This window comes from Telluria sp. ZT3P39, from assembly GCF_059685935.1.
Genome location: NZ_JCASIH010000010.1, coordinates 121,627 through 137,663, shown reverse-complemented (window position 1 = coordinate 137,663; position 16,037 = coordinate 121,627). Strand labels below are relative to the sequence as shown.

The following is a 16,037-nucleotide window of genomic DNA, read 5'->3' as shown; positions in this document are numbered from 1 at the left end:
TCGGTCAATGCTGGCGATGGCGGCGCCCGGTTTACGGATGGCATCAAGCAGTCGTGGGCAGTGCGCAGGCCAGGCAACGCCCTTATCCGAACAAGCCATGCAAATACCAGCGCGGCTCGGCCTCCTCGCCGCCGCCGACCATGCGCTCGCGGTAGATCCAGTACAGCGCGTGATCCTGCCCTTCGGCGATGAAATAGTCGCGCGTTTGCGTTTCGCTCCACCAGCCGGCCTCGATGCGCTCGGGCGTCGAGGCGACCTTCAAAGGGGAGCCGTAGAACGGCCGGTGGTCGCGCATCAGCAGCGCGATCGGCTTGGCCAGCAGCCAGCTCGGGCGCGGCAGGCTTGCCACGTTCGGCGGCAGGCGCGCGGCGCGTTCGGCTGCGCGCACCTTTTGCTGCACCGGCACCCATTCGTTGGCGACCTCGGGGCGGTAGTCGGCCTGCGGCAGCGCCTGCAGGACGTTGTCTGCGCCCAGGCGCGCCACCAGCAGTTCGAGCATGCGCATCCGGTCTTCCTCGGTGCCGCCCGGCTCGGGGAACAGCGACTCGGTCGGCGGCGCCATCGCTCTCACCTGCTGCGCTTCCAGCACCAGCCCGATGACCGGGGCCGGCAATTCCAGCTTGGCCAGGCGCTCCTTGAGCAGGCGCACCAGGTGCTCGTCGCGCCAGGTGGGTTCGGCCAGCAGGATCTCGAGCGGGGTCGGGGGCATTGCCACCCGGCCCCGCTCGTGTTCGATCAGCAGGGTGATGCGCTCGACCGCGAGCTGGCGCGCACATAGCCAGCCGACCAGCTGCAGCACCAGGTGGTGGGCGCCCGCCAGCAGCAGGTCGGCCTGCTCGATGCGGTCGAATAATTCGAGCCGGGCGCGGAAGCTTTCGGGCGGCACGATCCATTCGAACAGCTCCGGACACATGCCGTAGGCCGCATCCAGGGTATCGAGCAGCGCGCGCCCGCAACGGCGCTGCAGGCCGGGGCGCGGCAGGCGCCGCAGCTCGCCGAGGCGTTCGCAGCCGATGCCGTCGAACCAGGCCAGGTAGGGACGAGCCGGCAGCAGCAGCGCCACCGGCAGGCGGTCGAGGCGGCGTTCGAGCGTGGCCATTTTTACTGTGCGCCCACGCTTGCCGCCGCAGCCCGCCAGCAGCCAGGCCGCCCGCGCCGTCGGTGCGCAACTGACCGAGGCGGTGAAGCCCAGCGCCCGCAAATTGGCGCGCACCCGCGCGCACAGTGCGCGGATGCCGCCGAACAGGCGCAGGCTGGCGCCGATGTCCATCAACAGCGTCGCTTCTTCGTCTTGCGCCACCTGCGGCGTGTATTGCAGCATCGCCAGCGCGACCGCGTTCAGGGCCTCGGCCTCGCGCACGGCGCTACGCTCGTACAGGCGCGCTTCGGGCAGGAGCATGAGCACGCCGCCGCGCCGCATGCCGGGCAGCACGCCCGCCGCCCGCGCCGCCGGCGACAGCGCCAGTACGCGTTCTTGTTCCAGCACGACGCTGCCCGGGTCACTGCACCAGTTGGGGCTGAAGACTTCGAGCGGTAACTGGGGCAGGGACAGGCCGATCCACAAACGCATGTCGTTGCAGTAAAGAAGGAGTGAGGGGCAGGAACAGCGGCGCGTCGCGCTGCGGTCTTTTTGCTAGTGGAGCAAATGTAATATTTGACGTGCTATGGCAGCAGCGATCCTCACGAGCTTCTAACCAAACCTCCACTTATCTCAGTGGCAACATGCACTGTGCACTGAGCCTTCCCGGAGGTCCCTATCGGCCCAGAAGCAACCTAACTCTCGATGAGGTGGCCCTTGTCGCGATTCACAGTAGGTTGCGCATTCAATTGAGTGACGCAACGCGTTCATGAAATCGTTGCGAAGGTATTTTATAGTTGCGTGACTTCGCCACCGCTCTTCCAGTTGTCCCGCTACCTCGCCAAGCTTCACCTGTGACCGCCCTTACTCGCTGTTACACCTGTTGCCACTTCCTGTCACATTACATTCCACCCGCGTTCTAAGATCTGTGAACGGTAGGCTTGCATGTAAAGCTGTTAAACGAGAGGAAGATGATGAAAAACCATACGAAGGCATTCATTGCGGGTGTACTGTCATTAGCATTCGTCGGTAGCGCCGCAGCACAGGTGCGGGTTGGCATATACGCCAGTACGGCTCAACCTTACTATCCCCAAGTTGTAGAAGCGCGCCCACAGTATGTTATTCCTAATCAGTACTATTTGGAGAGTGAGGAAATATACGTAGAACCAAGCTGGCAAGAGCGTCGCGAATGGCGTGAACGGCGCGCATGGCGACGCGCGGCGCGGCTGCAACGGGAGGCGTGGCTAAGAGAACAGTGGCGTAAAGAACAGTGGCGCAAAGAACATTGGTGCAACGAACACGGGCGTTATGAGCAGGAACGGCGTGATTGGCATGACAGGGATTAAGGACAACTTGCTGCCGAATACCGAATAGTAACCTTCGACGTCAGTGATACTTAGGTAAGCGTATCGGTAAGTTCATGAACTACACTACTTTCGTCGGGTTCAGTTTGGCCGCAATGTTGCATCTTTGATGATGTTTTGACTGTGGTTCGCTGTAACCTGCTTCGGGCTCGGATCGTGGAGAACCATCAACCGCTGTCGGTGCCATAAATCCTACGGAACCGATGTGGTTCCGTAGGTACCAATGGCAACTTAGAAGCCGGCGTGAAGTGACAATTTCACGGTGCGGGGGGCCCCCGGCGTAATGTTATTGTCATTATGTGCCGACGCATAGTACTTTTTTTCAAACAGGTTTTCCACGTTCAGTTGCAAGCGGTACTGCTTGTTAAAACGGTAGAACAAGGCGCCGTCGAAACGTGTGAACGATGGCAGCACAGTAGTGTTGGCGGTCGATGTGTACAGACTGTCACGATATACCACCCCAAGCGCTACCCCTATTTGCTCATTGAAGTTATAACGGTTCCACATCGAGAACGTATGCTCTGGCACCATGGCCAGCTTGGCGCCTGACCGCACTGTCGCGGACTGGTCTGCGGTCAACTCGGCGTTCTGATAGGCATAGCCTCCCATCACGCTCCAAGCGGAAGTTAGCTGCCCCGACAGTTCCAGTTCTATCCCCTTGGTGGTCTGACCATCGACCAGAATACTGGTACCAGTGACTGGGCCGGGCACAACTACATTGGTGCGGTCCAGCTGGTAGACCGCTGCGCTGGCAGAAAGCCCGCGATGGATATCCCACTTAAAGCCCAGTTCGGCATTATCGAATTTTTCAGGATCGAACGCCCGATTCGTGGCGGTCAGCGAGGTGAGCTGGTCCCCGGCGCGTGGCACGTAGGCACGGCTAAAGCTCGCATAAAGCGACATCGCTTCGACCGGCTTGTAGATCAAGCCAACACGCGGCGAGACGGGAGTATCAGTAACTTCGAAGGCGCCGTTGCTTGCGGCTAGGCGATTGCGGAAATCCACACTGAAACGGTCGTAACGCAGCCCTGCTATTAGTTGCCATTGAGGGGATAACTCGATGTGGTCCTGAATGTATGCTGACGCTACGTTGGCAACGCTATGGTTGCTGATAGTCGCGGTTGGGAAGCCGACTGCGCCTGTATAGATGGGGTTGGCGGCCGCAACGGTCACGCTGCCGCCCGGGAACACGCTGGCGCGGCGCACGTTGTCGGTCTCTTGACGGCCGAGCTCCAGGCCAGCTGTGAGCTTGTGCCGCACATTGCCTGTGAAGAGCGAGTAAGTCAGGTCAGTCTGGTTGAAACGGTTCGTACGTTCGGTCGCGTCATGATAGGCACCGATAGCCAAGCGGCCGGTCACCGGGTTGACGGCGCTGTTGGCATAAACGTTCTGATAAAACTTGTCGTAGTTGGCGATGCGAGTGCGGTTGCGCAAAACCAGGCCGTTACCGAAGCCATGCTCAACGTAGGCAGTAAAAGCGTTGACTCGTACCGCGGTCGGGCTCAGTTCTGCGCTGCCGAAGAACGTGGACACATCGGTCTCGTAGGGGCGGCCGTTCATAGACGGGATACCGCGGTCAGCAATGCGATCGTCGCGGAAGTGTTCATAGCCCAGGTTGACGCTAGTGTTCGCGCCTGCCCGGATCGTCATCGTCGGGTTGATGCCCTTACGCTCGAGCTCAACGCCATTGCGGTAGCTGTCCGACTGCTCGGCCATGGCACTGATGCGCACAGCCACGTCGGCATTCACTACGTCCCCGACATCGACGGCGACGCGCTTGTGGTCATACGAACCGAAGGTTAACCCCGCCTCGCGGACCTTGTCCCAGCCGGCCTGCTTGCTGACCCGGTTGATTACGCCACCCGAACCGCCGCGGCCGAAGATCATCGCATTAGCACCTTTTACTGCCTCGATGCGCTCGATATTGTAGAAGTCACGGTAGTATTGGACGTCATCGCGGATACCGTCGATATAGAAGTCGCTAGTCGAGCTGTTGCCGCGGAAGACAGCAGTGTCGCGATTGCCTTCGCCTTGCGCGGTAACGATACCAGGCACATAGCGAATTGCGTCAGCGACGCTCTGCATGGCTTGGTCGTCCATCAACTGGCGTGTGATGACGGTGACGGCCTGCGGGATATCACGCAACGGCGCATCAGTCTTCAGTGCACTAACCGGGCCTTTTTCGACATAGCCGGCTTCGATCGCCCCAGTGACCAGCACTTTAGGAACTGCTTGGTTGAGGTCTTCAGCATGCACGATTGTTGCACCAAGAAAACTTGCGACCGCCAAGGCAATACGAGTCGGCTGGAAAATGAATGAACGGGATTTCATAAGTTTTGAGTAGTAGTAAGAATGAAATGGGAAATCGTTATTGTTGATTTTCAGTGCGTGGCGAATCTTTTATGGCAAATCCAATGCAGGAATTGTCATTCCAACGCTTAGGCTCTCGTTGGCGACGCATGCTATCTGCCCTTGGCGCAGCGCTAAGCGGACAAGTAGAAAAGTAGCGCCCCCACCACTGCCGAGAAGGAAGTGAGCACTGCTACGGTACGTAATGTATGGAGCTGGGTCCATAACAGCAGACCGGTAACCGAGAGCAGGATCAGGCTGCCAGCGATCGTGTCAGCGAGCAGCACCCAGAACGCGTTGACGCCGACCGACATATGCAACCTGGTCAACGTGCCGATCGGCGTGGCATCGACCAGGTCCAGTTTCACGAAACGATTGCCAACGTAGTACTCTGCGTTTACGGCGCCCTGCGGCCGATTCAGGTTGATCGTCCACCGCTCGGGTTGCGATAGCTCGCGGCCCGCCCAGATGACGCTACCGGCCGGTTGAGTCTTAATAACGGGTGGCGCAACTGCCGGGAATTTCAATTCCTGTTGCAACCACGCCGACAGGACTGCGGGCGAGGCGAACGTACGGTCGGGCAGCGGCAATTGCGCGCTGCGCTGGACGGTTTTCGCGACCGGGATCTTCATGATGGCGCGGTGATTCAAGATGATGCCGGTAGCCCCGAACAGCAGACCCAACACCGCGCCCCACAGGCCTACATACAGGTGGACCTTGCGCAGCCATGTCAGGGCCACCGCACGCCGGCTGCGGCGGCGCGTGACCTGGCCGGCGGCATGTGGCAACGTGCCCAACTCGGTGCTGCGCTGCATGTCAGAATGCATAGCGCGCCGTCAACTGCACGGCACGAGGAGCGCCGGGCATGATCAGGTTCGGTGAGCTGCCATGTCCAGACACGGTGTATTCCCGGTCCAGCAGGTTCGTCACATTCAATTGCAGGTCGGCGCCGGCAAGGCGATAAGCCACCATCGCGTCAACCGTCGTGAAACCTGGGAGGGTCACGGTATTGCCCGGATTGGCGAACCGGTCGCTGACGTAATTGACTCCTGCGCCCGCGCGTAGCCCCTGGCCGAGCGACTTGGTCACCCAGAAATTGGCACTGTGCCGAGGCGTGAGCGTGGCGCGCTTGCCCTGGATTGGGACGCGCTTGACGACGTTATCGCTGTTATCAAGTGCTGGTGATGAAGTGATGCGCGCGTCCAGCCAGGAGTAGCCAGACCACACCTGCCAGCCTTGCGGCAGCTCGCCGGCGAGCGTGAGCTCCAGGCCGTCCGTACGTTGCACGCCAATCGGAATGAGCCGGTTGGTGACTGGGTCGGTCGACTTGATGTTGGTGCGCTCAAGTCGGAACAGCGACGCGGTTGTCGAAACGGCACCTCCGAGGAAATCAAATTTTGCACCGATTTCCTTATTAGTCGTTTCTTCAGGCTCGATCTGGGCATTATTGGCGGCGAGCGGGAAGTTTTCGGCCGACGGTTGGAATGACTTGCTGTACGACGCGTAATAAGACTGTTCCTCGGTCGGTTGGTACACTAGGCCAATACGAGGGCTCCAGGCGATGTCTTTCCGCGCCAGGTTCGATTGTCCCGCCCGGCGCTCCACCGTCTCCTGCTCGAATCGGTCGTAACGCAAGCCAGCCAGCGCCTTCCATTGCGCCGACAGGGAAACTAGGTCCTGGACGTAGACGCTGCTCGTTTTCATAATGCCGAGATTGTCGGTCGAGGGCGCGGCGGTGACCTGCTTGGGCAGCACTGGCAGGACCGGATTGAACAGCGCAACCGTGGCAACGTTGCTTTGCGAACGGTTCACTTGGTCCTTGTTCTGCTTTCCGAATTCGACGCCGTACAAGATCTGGTGCGCTAGGTTGCCCAGCGATGCTTTTTGGACCAGCTCGGTCTGATTGAAATAGCCATCTTCCTCACGCTTCAGATTGGTGCGGTTGAGAGAGGCAGTGCGCGCCTGCTCGTTCACGGCGCCAACGAGGGTGTTGTTGCGATCCAGGCTGTAGTCATAATGGCGGAAAGCGTTGCGTACAGAAAGGTTATCGTTGAAACGATGCTGGAGCGAAAACCCGAGCGCCGTTACCTCCGCCTGCGAATAGTCGACGTCACGCGCGTTTGCTGCGCCATAGTAAGTTGATGCAGGAACGTCTACCGGGCGCCCTTGATACGACGGAACGCCGAAATCGGTCACACGCCGGTCAGACAGGCGTTCGGCCTGGAACAGGACGCTGGTAGCCTCTCCAAGTTTAACCAGCAACGAGGGGGCGAACGCTTCACGCTCAAGAAATTGCTGGCTGCGATAGCTGTCCGCCCGCTCGACGGCGCCGGTGACCCGGAACGCGGCGCCGGCGTCCATGTAGTTACGTGCCAAGTCCACGGAGGCTCGCTTCTGATCCCGGCTGCCCACTTGCGCCGTGATCTCGCTCTTGTTAATGCCGGGCTTCTTGCTGATACGGTTGATGAGGCCACCAGATGATCCACGGCCATAAAGCACCGAGGCCGGGCCCTTGAGTACTTCGATGCGTTCAATGTTGGACAGGTCACGGAAGTACAACGCATCGTCGCGCAAGCCGTCGATGAACTGGTCCGAGATGGCGGAAAAACCGCGCAGCGTGACTTGGTCGCGCTGTCCATCCCCGTGCGACAGGCCGACGCCAGGCACCGATTTCAGAGCGCTTTCCATTGAAAGGGCAGCCTGGTCCAGCAACAACTGCTGGGGCACTACATTGACCGTTTGGGGAATGTCGCGTAGGGCTGCATCGAGTTTGGTTGCACTCGTCGCAGTCGGTTGATTGTAGTCGTTGGACCCAGAACGCGTACCACTGACCTTGACGACGGACACGTCCGCCTCAGGCTGATTCTGCGTCGATTGAGCAGAAGCTTCAATCATCATCTGCTGAACGGCGAGCGCGGCAATCAGGGCCAACTGGGTCTTCTTCAATGCCATGCTTTTCTCTCTAAAGTAGTCATCTTTTGCTCACTGAGCATCAGCCATGCTAACAAACTGACGCTTTGAATGCGAATTATTCTTATTCGCATTGTTGCATGTTCTACTGACAAGAGGCAAGGAATTTGGTAACCGTGTCCCACGGCTCAGCGTAAACAATCGCTGACTTCGTCCTGCAAGGCTGAAGCAGCGCCGATGAATGGGTCGACCATGAAGCCATCAAACCATCTTGCACTTTCAACCATTCGCCACTTATACTGTATAAACATACAGTATTAGGCTCATCCATGTATACTTCACCTACCATTGTTCCCCCGAAGACTGGGAAAGTGCCACAGTCAGTCCTACGTGACGTATGGCGTGCAAGCGAGTTAGCGATTGCACGATCAACCGCCCAGACCACTGGGCATGAGCTGCTCGACCAGGAACTACCGGATCGAGGTTGGCCAAGGTCAGCTCTGATTGAACTACTTGTGCAGCAAAACGGTATTGGAGAGATGCAATTGCTACAACCAATTTTATCTCCCCTCTCAGTGTCGCAACGGGTTGTGCTTATTCAGCCGCCTTACCATCCCCATCTTATGGCCTGCCGTGCTTGGCAAGTGAATGAACGAAATTTGTTATGGCTCCGCCCAAAAAGTTCATCAGATGCCTTATGGGCTACAGAGCAAATTCTTAAAAGCGGCAATTGCGGTGCCGTCATACTCTGGCAAACCGATATCCGACCTGAAACGCTTCGGCGCCTGAACCTCGCGGCACAAACCACCGATACATGGTTTTGGCTCATGCGGCCTATCTCAGCTGCGGCGAACGCTTCGCCATCACCGTTACGCATAGCACTTCGTCCAATCCCTGGTGGACTTTCTGTGAATATTGTCAAACGAAGAGGGCCTTACTGTGAGAGCCGTCTTTTTATTTCCTTGACGAATATGCCTGTGGTTCGCCGGCCACTGAACAAAGATTATGAAACTCCTGTTAAGCGTCCATCTCCCATCATTGCCACTAGAAGCACTACGCCCGCGTTGGTCTGAATCTGGGCAATTTGTCGTTATCGACCAAGGAGCGGTACTGGCGATGACCTTCGAGGCCGCTCAGTGTGGAATACGCTTACGCATGCGCCGCGATAGCGTATCGGCTCTCGCCCCTACGGCAATAGCTCTGGATCGATCGCCAGAAAAGGAGGACCAGGCGCTCCAGGCTATTGCAACCGCGCTAATGCAGTTCACTCCGGAAATTGTTTTGCAAGAAGAGTTCTCGGTTCTATTGGACGTTAGTGCAAGCCTTACGTTATTCAAGGGGCCCCATTCACTCTGCCTACGCGTTTCCAGCATCCTTAGCTCACTTGGTTTTACCTCGCAAATCGGCACCGCCCCCACAGCAGAAGGCGCATGGTTACTTGCACGAAGCCGACGCCAAGACGGTCTCACTCTACGTCGCCGTACATTATCGATAAAAACCTTGCACCACCGGCTGAGCATGCTGCCTTGCGATTTGCTTCCAAAGGCCGCTCCGTATCGGAACTGGCTTAATGACATTGGGGCCGACCAGGTTGGTGCGCTTCGCAGACTGCCCAGGGCCGGTCTTTTGCGTCGAACTTGCAAGGAATTAATCTATGCGCTTGATCGAGCATACGGCGAAGAACCGGAAATATTTGATTGGATCAAACCACCACTACAGTTCAAATCACGCGTCGAACTCGGTGATCGCATCGAGCACACAGGAGCATTGCTCCACAGCGGAACTAGTCTTATCCTCCAGTTAGTTGGCTGGCTCAAGTCTCTGCAACGAGCAGTCCGAGTTTGCGTTTTCCTTCTTGAACACGAACGTGGTCGCGCCGCAATAGCACCGACAAAGATTGAGATAAGCTTGGCAGAACCCGCATGGGACGAAGGACACCTGATCCGGCTTCTAAAAGAACGTCTTCCGAAGATTCAACTTACCGCACCTGTAATTAGCCTCTGCCTCGAAGCAGTAGAGACCGAAGCCGCCCGCCCAACAAATGAATCTCTTTTCCCCGAACCTGGCGGTTCGCTAGAAGATTACCATCGACTTCTTGAGCTATTAACGGCACGACTTGGTAACGAAAATGTATTAACCCCTAATAATGTTGAAGATTATCTTCCGGAGGTCTACAATGCCTGGGCACCCCCAACAACCAAACCAGTTAAAGATAATACAAAATTCATTGCCAATAATCGGCCATTTTTCTTATTGCCAAAGCCTATTGCGCTACTAGTGCGTAATGAGCGACCATTTTATGGTAGTCCGCTTAAAATAATCCGCGGCCCAGAGCGAATAGAAGCTGGTTGGTGGTGTGAGCAATCTGCTTCCCGAGACTACTTTATTGCTCAGGGAAACGATGGAAGTTGTTATTGGATCTATCTGGAGCGCGCCAATGATGCGCGATGGTTTTTACATGGGTTGTACGCCTAATGAAAACCAAGTCATAAACCTTATGTTTGCCCCTGATGATCCGACGAGAAACCCCACGCTACCATACCGTTGCCAGCACACTAGTAAAACGATCCTCACAGACTAGTCGGCGAATATATGTCTTATATATTCTGACCGACGACGAAGGCAGCAGCGATCCGATGCCTTTAGTTAAATATATCCTTGAAAACGCTAGTAGCCGTTCTTTGGCATGGCAGCGTGAGCTTTGCAGAGCTGTAGGTTTGTTTATAGATTTCATAAGTCGAATCAACAGCATTTCAAGTCTCAACTAGACAGGCCCCAACTCCTTGCTGAATTTGCCGAAGTACTAATTGGCGGAACAATCGAGCTCGATGAGACGGATTCATCAGGCCTGTTCTGGACGTCAAAAACAAACGCACGCGCAAAACTTCTTCTAACGCTTCTAACTGGCTTTTCCGATTGGCTAGTACAGCGCTACGACACAAAACCAATCAATCCTTGGCGTACTGCGTCATACGCAGAGCAGATAGCATATTGGCGGCGGTTTGACGAGCGACGTGCGCACGCACTGCTCGCCCATACGTTCGATCGTGAGGCAATCCAAGCCCGATCAAAGTTTTCACGCACTGTTGCGATAAGGCAGCGGTCGCTTGTTCACGAAACATCGACAGCCAAGCATTTTCCGGAAGAAAAATTAAACGAACTTCTGACCAACGGGTTTCTAATCCGAGGCAACCAACGCTTAAGAAATATGCATGAGAATATGCACGTCCGAGATATCATGATCACAATGCTTTTGCAAGGTGGCGGACTGCGCGAATCGGAACCGTTTCACCTATATGTCAGTGACGTCCTGATCGATCCACAAAATCCTAAGTCAGCAATGGTCCGCTTGTACCACCCACAATACGGATCAGCCCCACACGACTATATCGACCCGCTCACCGGCAAAGTAATCCCTGCAAACAGAGAGGAGTACCTCCGTGTCAAATGGGGTCTGCAACCAAGGAATACCGTTCAAGGACGCTTCCATGCGGGGTGGAAAGATCTAAAGCTAAGTGACGGCAAAGAGAAATATGCGCTGATTCATTGGTTTCCCACATACTGGGGCGAGGCGTTTCTTATTTTATTCAAGAATTACATTATGAATTCTCGCAGCCGACATGCTCTGCATCCTTATTTATTTGTCAGCGCAAAAGAGGATGTCAAAGATGCTCCCTATACGATTGGCGCATACCGACAACTCCATGGAAAAGCAGTCAGGCGCATCGGGCAATGTCCGAAACGGCGTCTTGCGAAGGTTTCGAGATCGAACGCTGGGAAGTGATTTTGTCGGATTTATGTTAACACCAACAAGACAGCTGATCGCTTTAAAGACAGTAAGGACCGCGGCTACGAAATTCCATGGCAACATGACGAGGTTATATCGTTGGTGCAGACCACGATTAAGTGGCAGGCGACATACAACCCGATTTTTGAGCCCACCCGTTGGGCGGATCTTACCAACCCAGTCTACATCCGCAATTTTACTGAAGCGCAACTTAAAGCTCGTGGTTCGACATGCTTTCTATTTCGCGACCCGAACAAGTCGCGTAAGGACCAGCCTATAACGTCTTCCAGGTTAGCTCATTTTTGGCGAAAACTACTCGACGAACTGGAAAGACGGGTTGCCGCACGAAGCGAAGTTCTCCCAAACGGGCAACCGATTCGGTTTATCGACTCGCGTGGAAAAGACGGAAGACCCGTGGTTCCGGCGTTTGACCTGCACTCGCTACGAGTTTCGATCCTTACGGCTCTGTCGGTGGAGGGCGGCGTGCCCCTTGCCATTCTCAGCAAATGCGTAGCGGGACACGCTACGATTCTGATGACCCTATACTATCTTAAGCCTGGAGCTTCCTATATTTCGCAAAAATTAGCTGAGGCACAAGAACGAATATTGAGCCGGGAAAAAGAAAATTATCTCCGCTTTCTTCAAGACTGTAATTTGAAGCAGGCAGAGTCGGTAGTTGCGAGTAACAACCAAATTGGCCTGCATGCTTTACAAAAGAACAGTCCCACCGCTTGGCTCGTAGGGGATCTGGGCATTTGCCCTGTTGGCGGGAGCATGTGCGCGACAGGTGGCCCAAAAGTGACTGGCGAAAACAACCGTCACGATTATCAGGCTACTCCAGGCGGGCCAAGGAACTGCATCCGATGCCGCTTCTTTATCTCAGGCCCAGCATTTCTTGGCGGACTCGTCGCGCATTTTAACTCGATCGGTATCGAGATAATGGATGCTAGCACTCGGCTCCGAAAGATGGAAAACAGCATTATCGAGTTAGAAAACATGATGGCCGAGAATAGCGAAGGCCACCAGAAAGCATCGAGAAAGCTTGATTCTCTGTATGGGCGGCGCGAAGCGGCCTTAACGGATCTGGACGATGTTTCCCATAATTGGCACTCCACCTATTCTATGATTGAGCGAGCTAAGGCATTGATCAACACGGAGCCGCTTGCAAAGCACATTGGCTCTACCGTTCGACTCCTTGCAGGGGGGTGTGAAGGCGGCAGGCCCAGCGCGGCCAGCGCCAGGGCTTGCGGTGCATGGGGCGGCTGCAACAGGACGATACGGCGCTCGGCACAGGCCTGCAGGGCCGGGCGCAGCAGGCGCATTTCGCCGATGCCGGGCTGCTGCTGCAGGAGCTCGACGAGCGTGCCGACCGGCCAGCCGCCGCCGGGCAGCTGGGACGACAAGGCCGCATGCCCGGTGTCGACGCAGCGTGTGCCGGCATGCGCCAGTTGCGATGCGCGCCAGAGCGAAGGATGCAAGGACTCGGGCGCCGCCAAATGAGGTGAGCAGTTCATGATGATCTGGCAAAAATACTGTATAAACGTACAGTACTCGCTCGTTCTGGATTTGGCAAGATGTATTCATTCCGGACATACCAGTGAGGTGATTGGTATTGACAAAACTTAAACCCGCGCAGCCTCCGGAAAACCCGGCCTTGGCAGGGAAACATGAAATAATGGCGGCTCGTCCATTTACATCCAGACAATGACCATCCTGTTCCCCGCACTCCACGGAGCCAGCCCATGACCTCGCTCCAGCTCGTCGGCGCGGTGCTGTTCGCGATTGCCCTGGTCCATACGTTTTCCACCAAACTGTTCCACTCGCTGGCCCGGCGCCATCCACGCCATGCCGGCCTGTTCCACCTGCTGGGCGAAGTCGAGGTGGTGTTCGGTTTCTGGGCCTTCGTGCTGGTCCTCAGCATGGCCCTGCTGGCAGGTGGCGACGCGGCCATCGGCTACGCCGAGTCGCGCCACTACACCGAGCCGCTCTTCGTCTTCGTGGTGATGGTGATCGCGGCCTCGCGGCCGGTGCTCGACACCGTGCGCGACCTGCTGGTCTTTCTTGCGCGGCTGGCGCCGGTGCGCACCGAGGTGGCCCTGTGCTGGCTCGGCCTGGCGCTGGTGCCGCTGAGCGGCTCCCTGATCACGGAACCGGCCGCCATGACCCTGGCCGCCCTGATGCTCGCGCCCCAGGTGTTCCGCCCCGGCATTCCCGAGCCACTTAAATACGGCGCGCTGGGCGTGCTGTTCGTGAACGTCTCGATCGGCGGCACCCTCACGTCCTACGCCGCCCCGCCGGTACTGATGGTGGCCGGCGCCTGGGGCTGGGACAGCGCCTTCATGGCCGGCACATTCGGCTGGCGCGCGGCGGTCGCGGTGGTCTTCAACGCCAGCGTCGTCACCGTGCTGCTGCGGCGCCACCTGACGGCCGCCGATACCGTGGCGGAGGTGCGCATGCCCTGGCTGGTGTCCGCCGTCCACCTGGCACTGCTGGCCGCCGTGGTGCTGTTCGCGCACCACCCGGTGCTGTTCATCGGCCTGTTCCTGCTCTTCCTCGGCTATACCCAGGCCTACCCGAAACACCAGTCGCCGCTGATCCTGAAGGAAGGCCTGCTGGTGGGCTTCTTCCTGGCCGGGCTGGTCGTATTGGGCGGGATGCAGCAGTGGTGGCTGCAGCCGCTGGTCTCCAGCCTGGAGCCGACCGCCCTGTTCTTCGGCGCGCTGGCACTGACGGCAATCACCGATAATGCAGCCCTGACCTATCTCGGCTCGCTGATCGAGGGATTGTCGGCCGAAGCCAAGTACATGCTGGTGGCCGGCGCGGTCGGCGGCGGCGGGTTGACCGTGATCGCCAACGCCCCCAACCCGGCCGGCGCCGCCCTGCTGCGCGCGGGCTTCGAGCACGGGTCGATCGGCATGGGTGGACTGTTCCTGGGGGCGCTGGGCCCCACCTGCGTGGCGGCAGCCATGTTCCTGATCTAGCTTGGGAGAGAAAGCAATGGACGACGACATCCTGGTCAGCAAGGCCGGCACCATCGAACGCTGCTGCCGGCGCGCGCGCGACGAATACGAGAAGGACCCGACCACCTTCGTCAGCGACCTTACGCGCCAGGATGCAGCCACCCTCAACGTGATCCGCGCCTGGGAAGCCGCCATCGAGATGGGCGACTACGTGATCGGCAACGCTAGGCTCGGCCTGCCGCACGACGAGCGCGAAGTCATCACCCTGCTGGCCGAACACGGCTGGATCGAGGCCACCCTGGCCGAAGACCTCAAGCGCACCGGCGAATTCTGCCGCGCCGAATGGGATTACCAGGAAGCGCCGCTGCCGGCGCTGGTCACCATCATCAAGCGCGGGCTGGACGATTTCACGGTGTATGCGGCGGCGCTGGTGAGCGGCGCCAGCCAGCCCGGGCTGGCGCAGGATCCCTGACCTTCGCCGGCTGGATGTGCCGCATCACGCCTGCGGCTCGTGCACGTCGTCCACTTCCACATCCTCGGCGGCGATCTTTTCGTCGGCCAGCGCGTGGTCTTCCTCGTCCGCGGCCAGACCTTCCTGCTCCGCGCCGCGTGCGGCGTCATAGGTCAGCTCGACCAGCATCGCGAAATGGTCCGATCCGAAATGCGGGAGCCGCTTGATGAAGGACAGCGTGAAATGCTCGCTGTGGAACAGGTGGTCGAGCGGCCAGCGGGCGAACCAGTAATCGGCATGGAAGGTATTGAACATGCCGCGCCCGATACGCGGGTCGAGCAGGCCGCTGATCTTGCGGAACAGCCGGGTCGTAGTCGACCACGCCACGTCGTTCAGGTCGCCGGCCACGATGACCGGCGTGTCGTGGCCGGCTTCGGCCACGCTCTTGGCGACCACCAGCAGTTCGGCATCGCGCTGGGTGGACTCCTCGTGTTCCGTCGGGCTGGGCGGGGTCGGATGCAGGAGATGCATGCGCACTTTCTTGCCCGACTCCAGCTGGACCAGCGTATGGATCGACGGGATGTCGTCCTCGACCAGGAATTGCAGCTTGCTGTCCTCCAGCGGCAGCCGGGAATACACATGCATGCCATATAAATTATCGAGCGGGCACTTGACCGAATGCGGGTAGTCCGCGTCGAGCACATCCAGCCTTTCCTGCCACCACGCATCCGTTTCCAGCGTGACGAAGATATCGGGCTGGTGCTCCCGGATCAGGGCAATCAGACCATCGGTATTGCGGTTGGTGGTCAGCACGTTCGCTGTCAGGATACGGAACTGGCGGCTCGACTCGGCCACGACCGAGACCTTGACTTCCTGGGGAAAGAACTTTGTGTATGGAATGATCCACCACGCCTGGTAGGCCAGGCAGGCGGCGTTGGCAACCACCAGGAGCTGGAATGCCGGCTCTTGCCAATCCAGGAACACGCATTGTCCGATCAGTACCACGACGGACAGAATCGCCAGTTGCAGGCGCGGGAAATCCCAGTCACGAATCCACCACACTGGATTGCGCAGCAGCGGCAGCAGCGTTGCCAGCACGATCAGGGCAACGAGGGTCGCGAAAATAGGTAGCATGGCT

General features: G+C 57.9%; 11 protein-coding genes and 2 pseudogenes. 7 read left to right on the top strand and 6 right to left on the bottom strand.

The features are described from left to right. Positions 1–82: 82 nt before the first annotated feature. Positions 83–1,570, bottom strand: coding sequence for a Y-family DNA polymerase (locus tag AC56LR_RS12370; protein WP_497130684.1), 1,488 nt, complete (start codon positions 1,568–1,570; stop codon positions 83–85). A 479-nt stretch (positions 1,571–2,049) separates the two neighbouring features. Between AC56LR_RS12370 and AC56LR_RS12365 the strand changes: the two genes are divergently transcribed. Further along, on the top strand, positions 2,050–2,424 hold the full coding sequence (locus AC56LR_RS12365; protein WP_497130683.1) for a hypothetical protein: 375 nt from the start codon (positions 2,050–2,052) through the stop codon (positions 2,422–2,424). A 249-nt stretch (positions 2,425–2,673) separates the two neighbouring features. On the opposite strand, the gene AC56LR_RS12360 is transcribed toward AC56LR_RS12365, so the two are convergent. From AC56LR_RS12360 to AC56LR_RS12350, 3 genes are all read right to left on the bottom strand, one after another. Then, positions 2,674–4,773, bottom strand: a complete 2,100-nt coding sequence (locus AC56LR_RS12360; RefSeq protein ID WP_497130681.1) for a TonB-dependent receptor — start codon at positions 4,771–4,773, stop codon at positions 2,674–2,676. A 152-nt stretch (positions 4,774–4,925) separates the two neighbouring features. Continuing rightward, positions 4,926–5,606, bottom strand: coding sequence for a PepSY-associated TM helix domain-containing protein (locus AC56LR_RS12355; RefSeq protein ID WP_497130680.1), 681 nt, complete (start codon positions 5,604–5,606; stop codon positions 4,926–4,928). 1 nt (position 5,607) lies between these two features. Continuing rightward, entirely contained in the window at positions 5,608–7,743 is a 2,136-nt protein-coding gene (locus tag AC56LR_RS12350) for a TonB-dependent receptor (protein ID WP_497130679.1), read from the bottom strand. A 287-nt stretch (positions 7,744–8,030) separates the two neighbouring features. Between AC56LR_RS12350 and imuA the strand changes: the two genes are divergently transcribed. The 4 genes and pseudogenes from imuA to AC56LR_RS12330 form a co-directional block, all read left to right on the top strand. Beyond that, complete coding sequence (gene imuA, locus AC56LR_RS12345) at positions 8,031–8,774, top strand: translesion DNA synthesis-associated protein ImuA (protein WP_497130677.1); 744 nt, start codon at positions 8,031–8,033, stop codon at positions 8,772–8,774. Further along, positions 8,707–10,176, top strand: a complete 1,470-nt coding sequence (locus tag AC56LR_RS12340; protein ID WP_497130675.1) for a Y-family DNA polymerase — start codon at positions 8,707–8,709, stop codon at positions 10,174–10,176. The genes imuA and AC56LR_RS12340 overlap by 68 nt, the downstream gene beginning before the upstream one ends. 226 nt (positions 10,177–10,402) lie before the next feature. Then, positions 10,403–11,485 carry a gamma-mobile-trio recombinase GmtY gene (gmtY, locus tag AC56LR_RS12335; RefSeq protein ID WP_497130673.1) on the top strand — a complete coding sequence of 361 codons (1,083 nt, stop codon included), beginning with the start codon at positions 10,403–10,405 and terminating at the stop codon, positions 11,483–11,485. A 9-nt stretch (positions 11,486–11,494) separates the two neighbouring features. Beyond that, positions 11,495–11,638, top strand: a pseudogene (locus AC56LR_RS12330) (VPA1269 family protein); the annotation flags it as partial. 1,058 nt (positions 11,639–12,696) lie between these two features. Here AC56LR_RS12330 and AC56LR_RS12325 read toward each other — a convergent pair. Continuing rightward, a pseudogene (locus tag AC56LR_RS12325) lies at positions 12,697–13,002 on the bottom strand (translesion DNA synthesis-associated protein ImuA); the annotation flags it as partial. 228 nt (positions 13,003–13,230) lie between these two features. Between AC56LR_RS12325 and AC56LR_RS12320 the strand changes: the two are divergent. Next, positions 13,231–14,469 carry a putative Na+/H+ antiporter gene (locus tag AC56LR_RS12320; protein WP_497130671.1) on the top strand — a complete coding sequence of 413 codons (1,239 nt, stop codon included), beginning with the start codon at positions 13,231–13,233 and terminating at the stop codon, positions 14,467–14,469. A gap of 16 nt (positions 14,470–14,485) precedes the next feature. Then, on the top strand, positions 14,486–14,920 hold the full coding sequence (gene hepT / locus AC56LR_RS12315) for a type VII toxin-antitoxin system HepT family RNase toxin (RefSeq protein WP_497130669.1): 435 nt from the start codon (positions 14,486–14,488) through the stop codon (positions 14,918–14,920). A 24-nt stretch (positions 14,921–14,944) separates the two neighbouring features. Here hepT and AC56LR_RS12310 read toward each other — a convergent pair whose 3' ends face one another. Further along, the gene (locus AC56LR_RS12310; protein WP_497130667.1) at positions 14,945–16,033 is read right to left on the bottom strand and encodes an endonuclease/exonuclease/phosphatase family protein; all 1,089 of its coding nucleotides are present in this window, start codon (positions 16,031–16,033) and stop codon (positions 14,945–14,947) included. Between the last annotated feature and the right edge of the window lie 4 nt (positions 16,034–16,037).

Excerpts from the sequence above, each read along its gene's own strand:
- AC56LR_RS12355 (WP_497130680.1), bottom strand. The coding sequence starts at position 5,606 with ATGCAGCGCAGCACCGAGTTGGGCACGTTGCCACATGCCGCCGGCCAG.
- AC56LR_RS12365 (WP_497130683.1), top strand. The coding sequence starts at position 2,050 with ATGATGAAAAACCATACGAAGGCATTCATTGCGGGTGTACTGTCATTA.
- AC56LR_RS12370 (WP_497130684.1), bottom strand. The coding sequence starts at position 1,570 with ATGCGTTTGTGGATCGGCCTGTCCCTGCCCCAGTTACCGCTCGAAGTC.
- AC56LR_RS12310 (WP_497130667.1), bottom strand. The coding sequence starts at position 16,033 with ATGCTACCTATTTTCGCGACCCTCGTTGCCCTGATCGTGCTGGCAACG.
- imuA (WP_497130677.1), top strand. The coding sequence starts at position 8,031 with ATGTATACTTCACCTACCATTGTTCCCCCGAAGACTGGGAAAGTGCCA.
- AC56LR_RS12340 (WP_497130675.1), top strand. The coding sequence starts at position 8,707 with ATGAAACTCCTGTTAAGCGTCCATCTCCCATCATTGCCACTAGAAGCA.
- hepT (WP_497130669.1), top strand. The coding sequence starts at position 14,486 with ATGGACGACGACATCCTGGTCAGCAAGGCCGGCACCATCGAACGCTGC.
- AC56LR_RS12320 (WP_497130671.1), top strand. The coding sequence starts at position 13,231 with ATGACCTCGCTCCAGCTCGTCGGCGCGGTGCTGTTCGCGATTGCCCTG.
- AC56LR_RS12350 (WP_497130679.1), bottom strand. The coding sequence starts at position 7,743 with ATGGCATTGAAGAAGACCCAGTTGGCCCTGATTGCCGCGCTCGCCGTT.
- AC56LR_RS12360 (WP_497130681.1), bottom strand. The coding sequence starts at position 4,773 with ATGAAATCCCGTTCATTCATTTTCCAGCCGACTCGTATTGCCTTGGCG.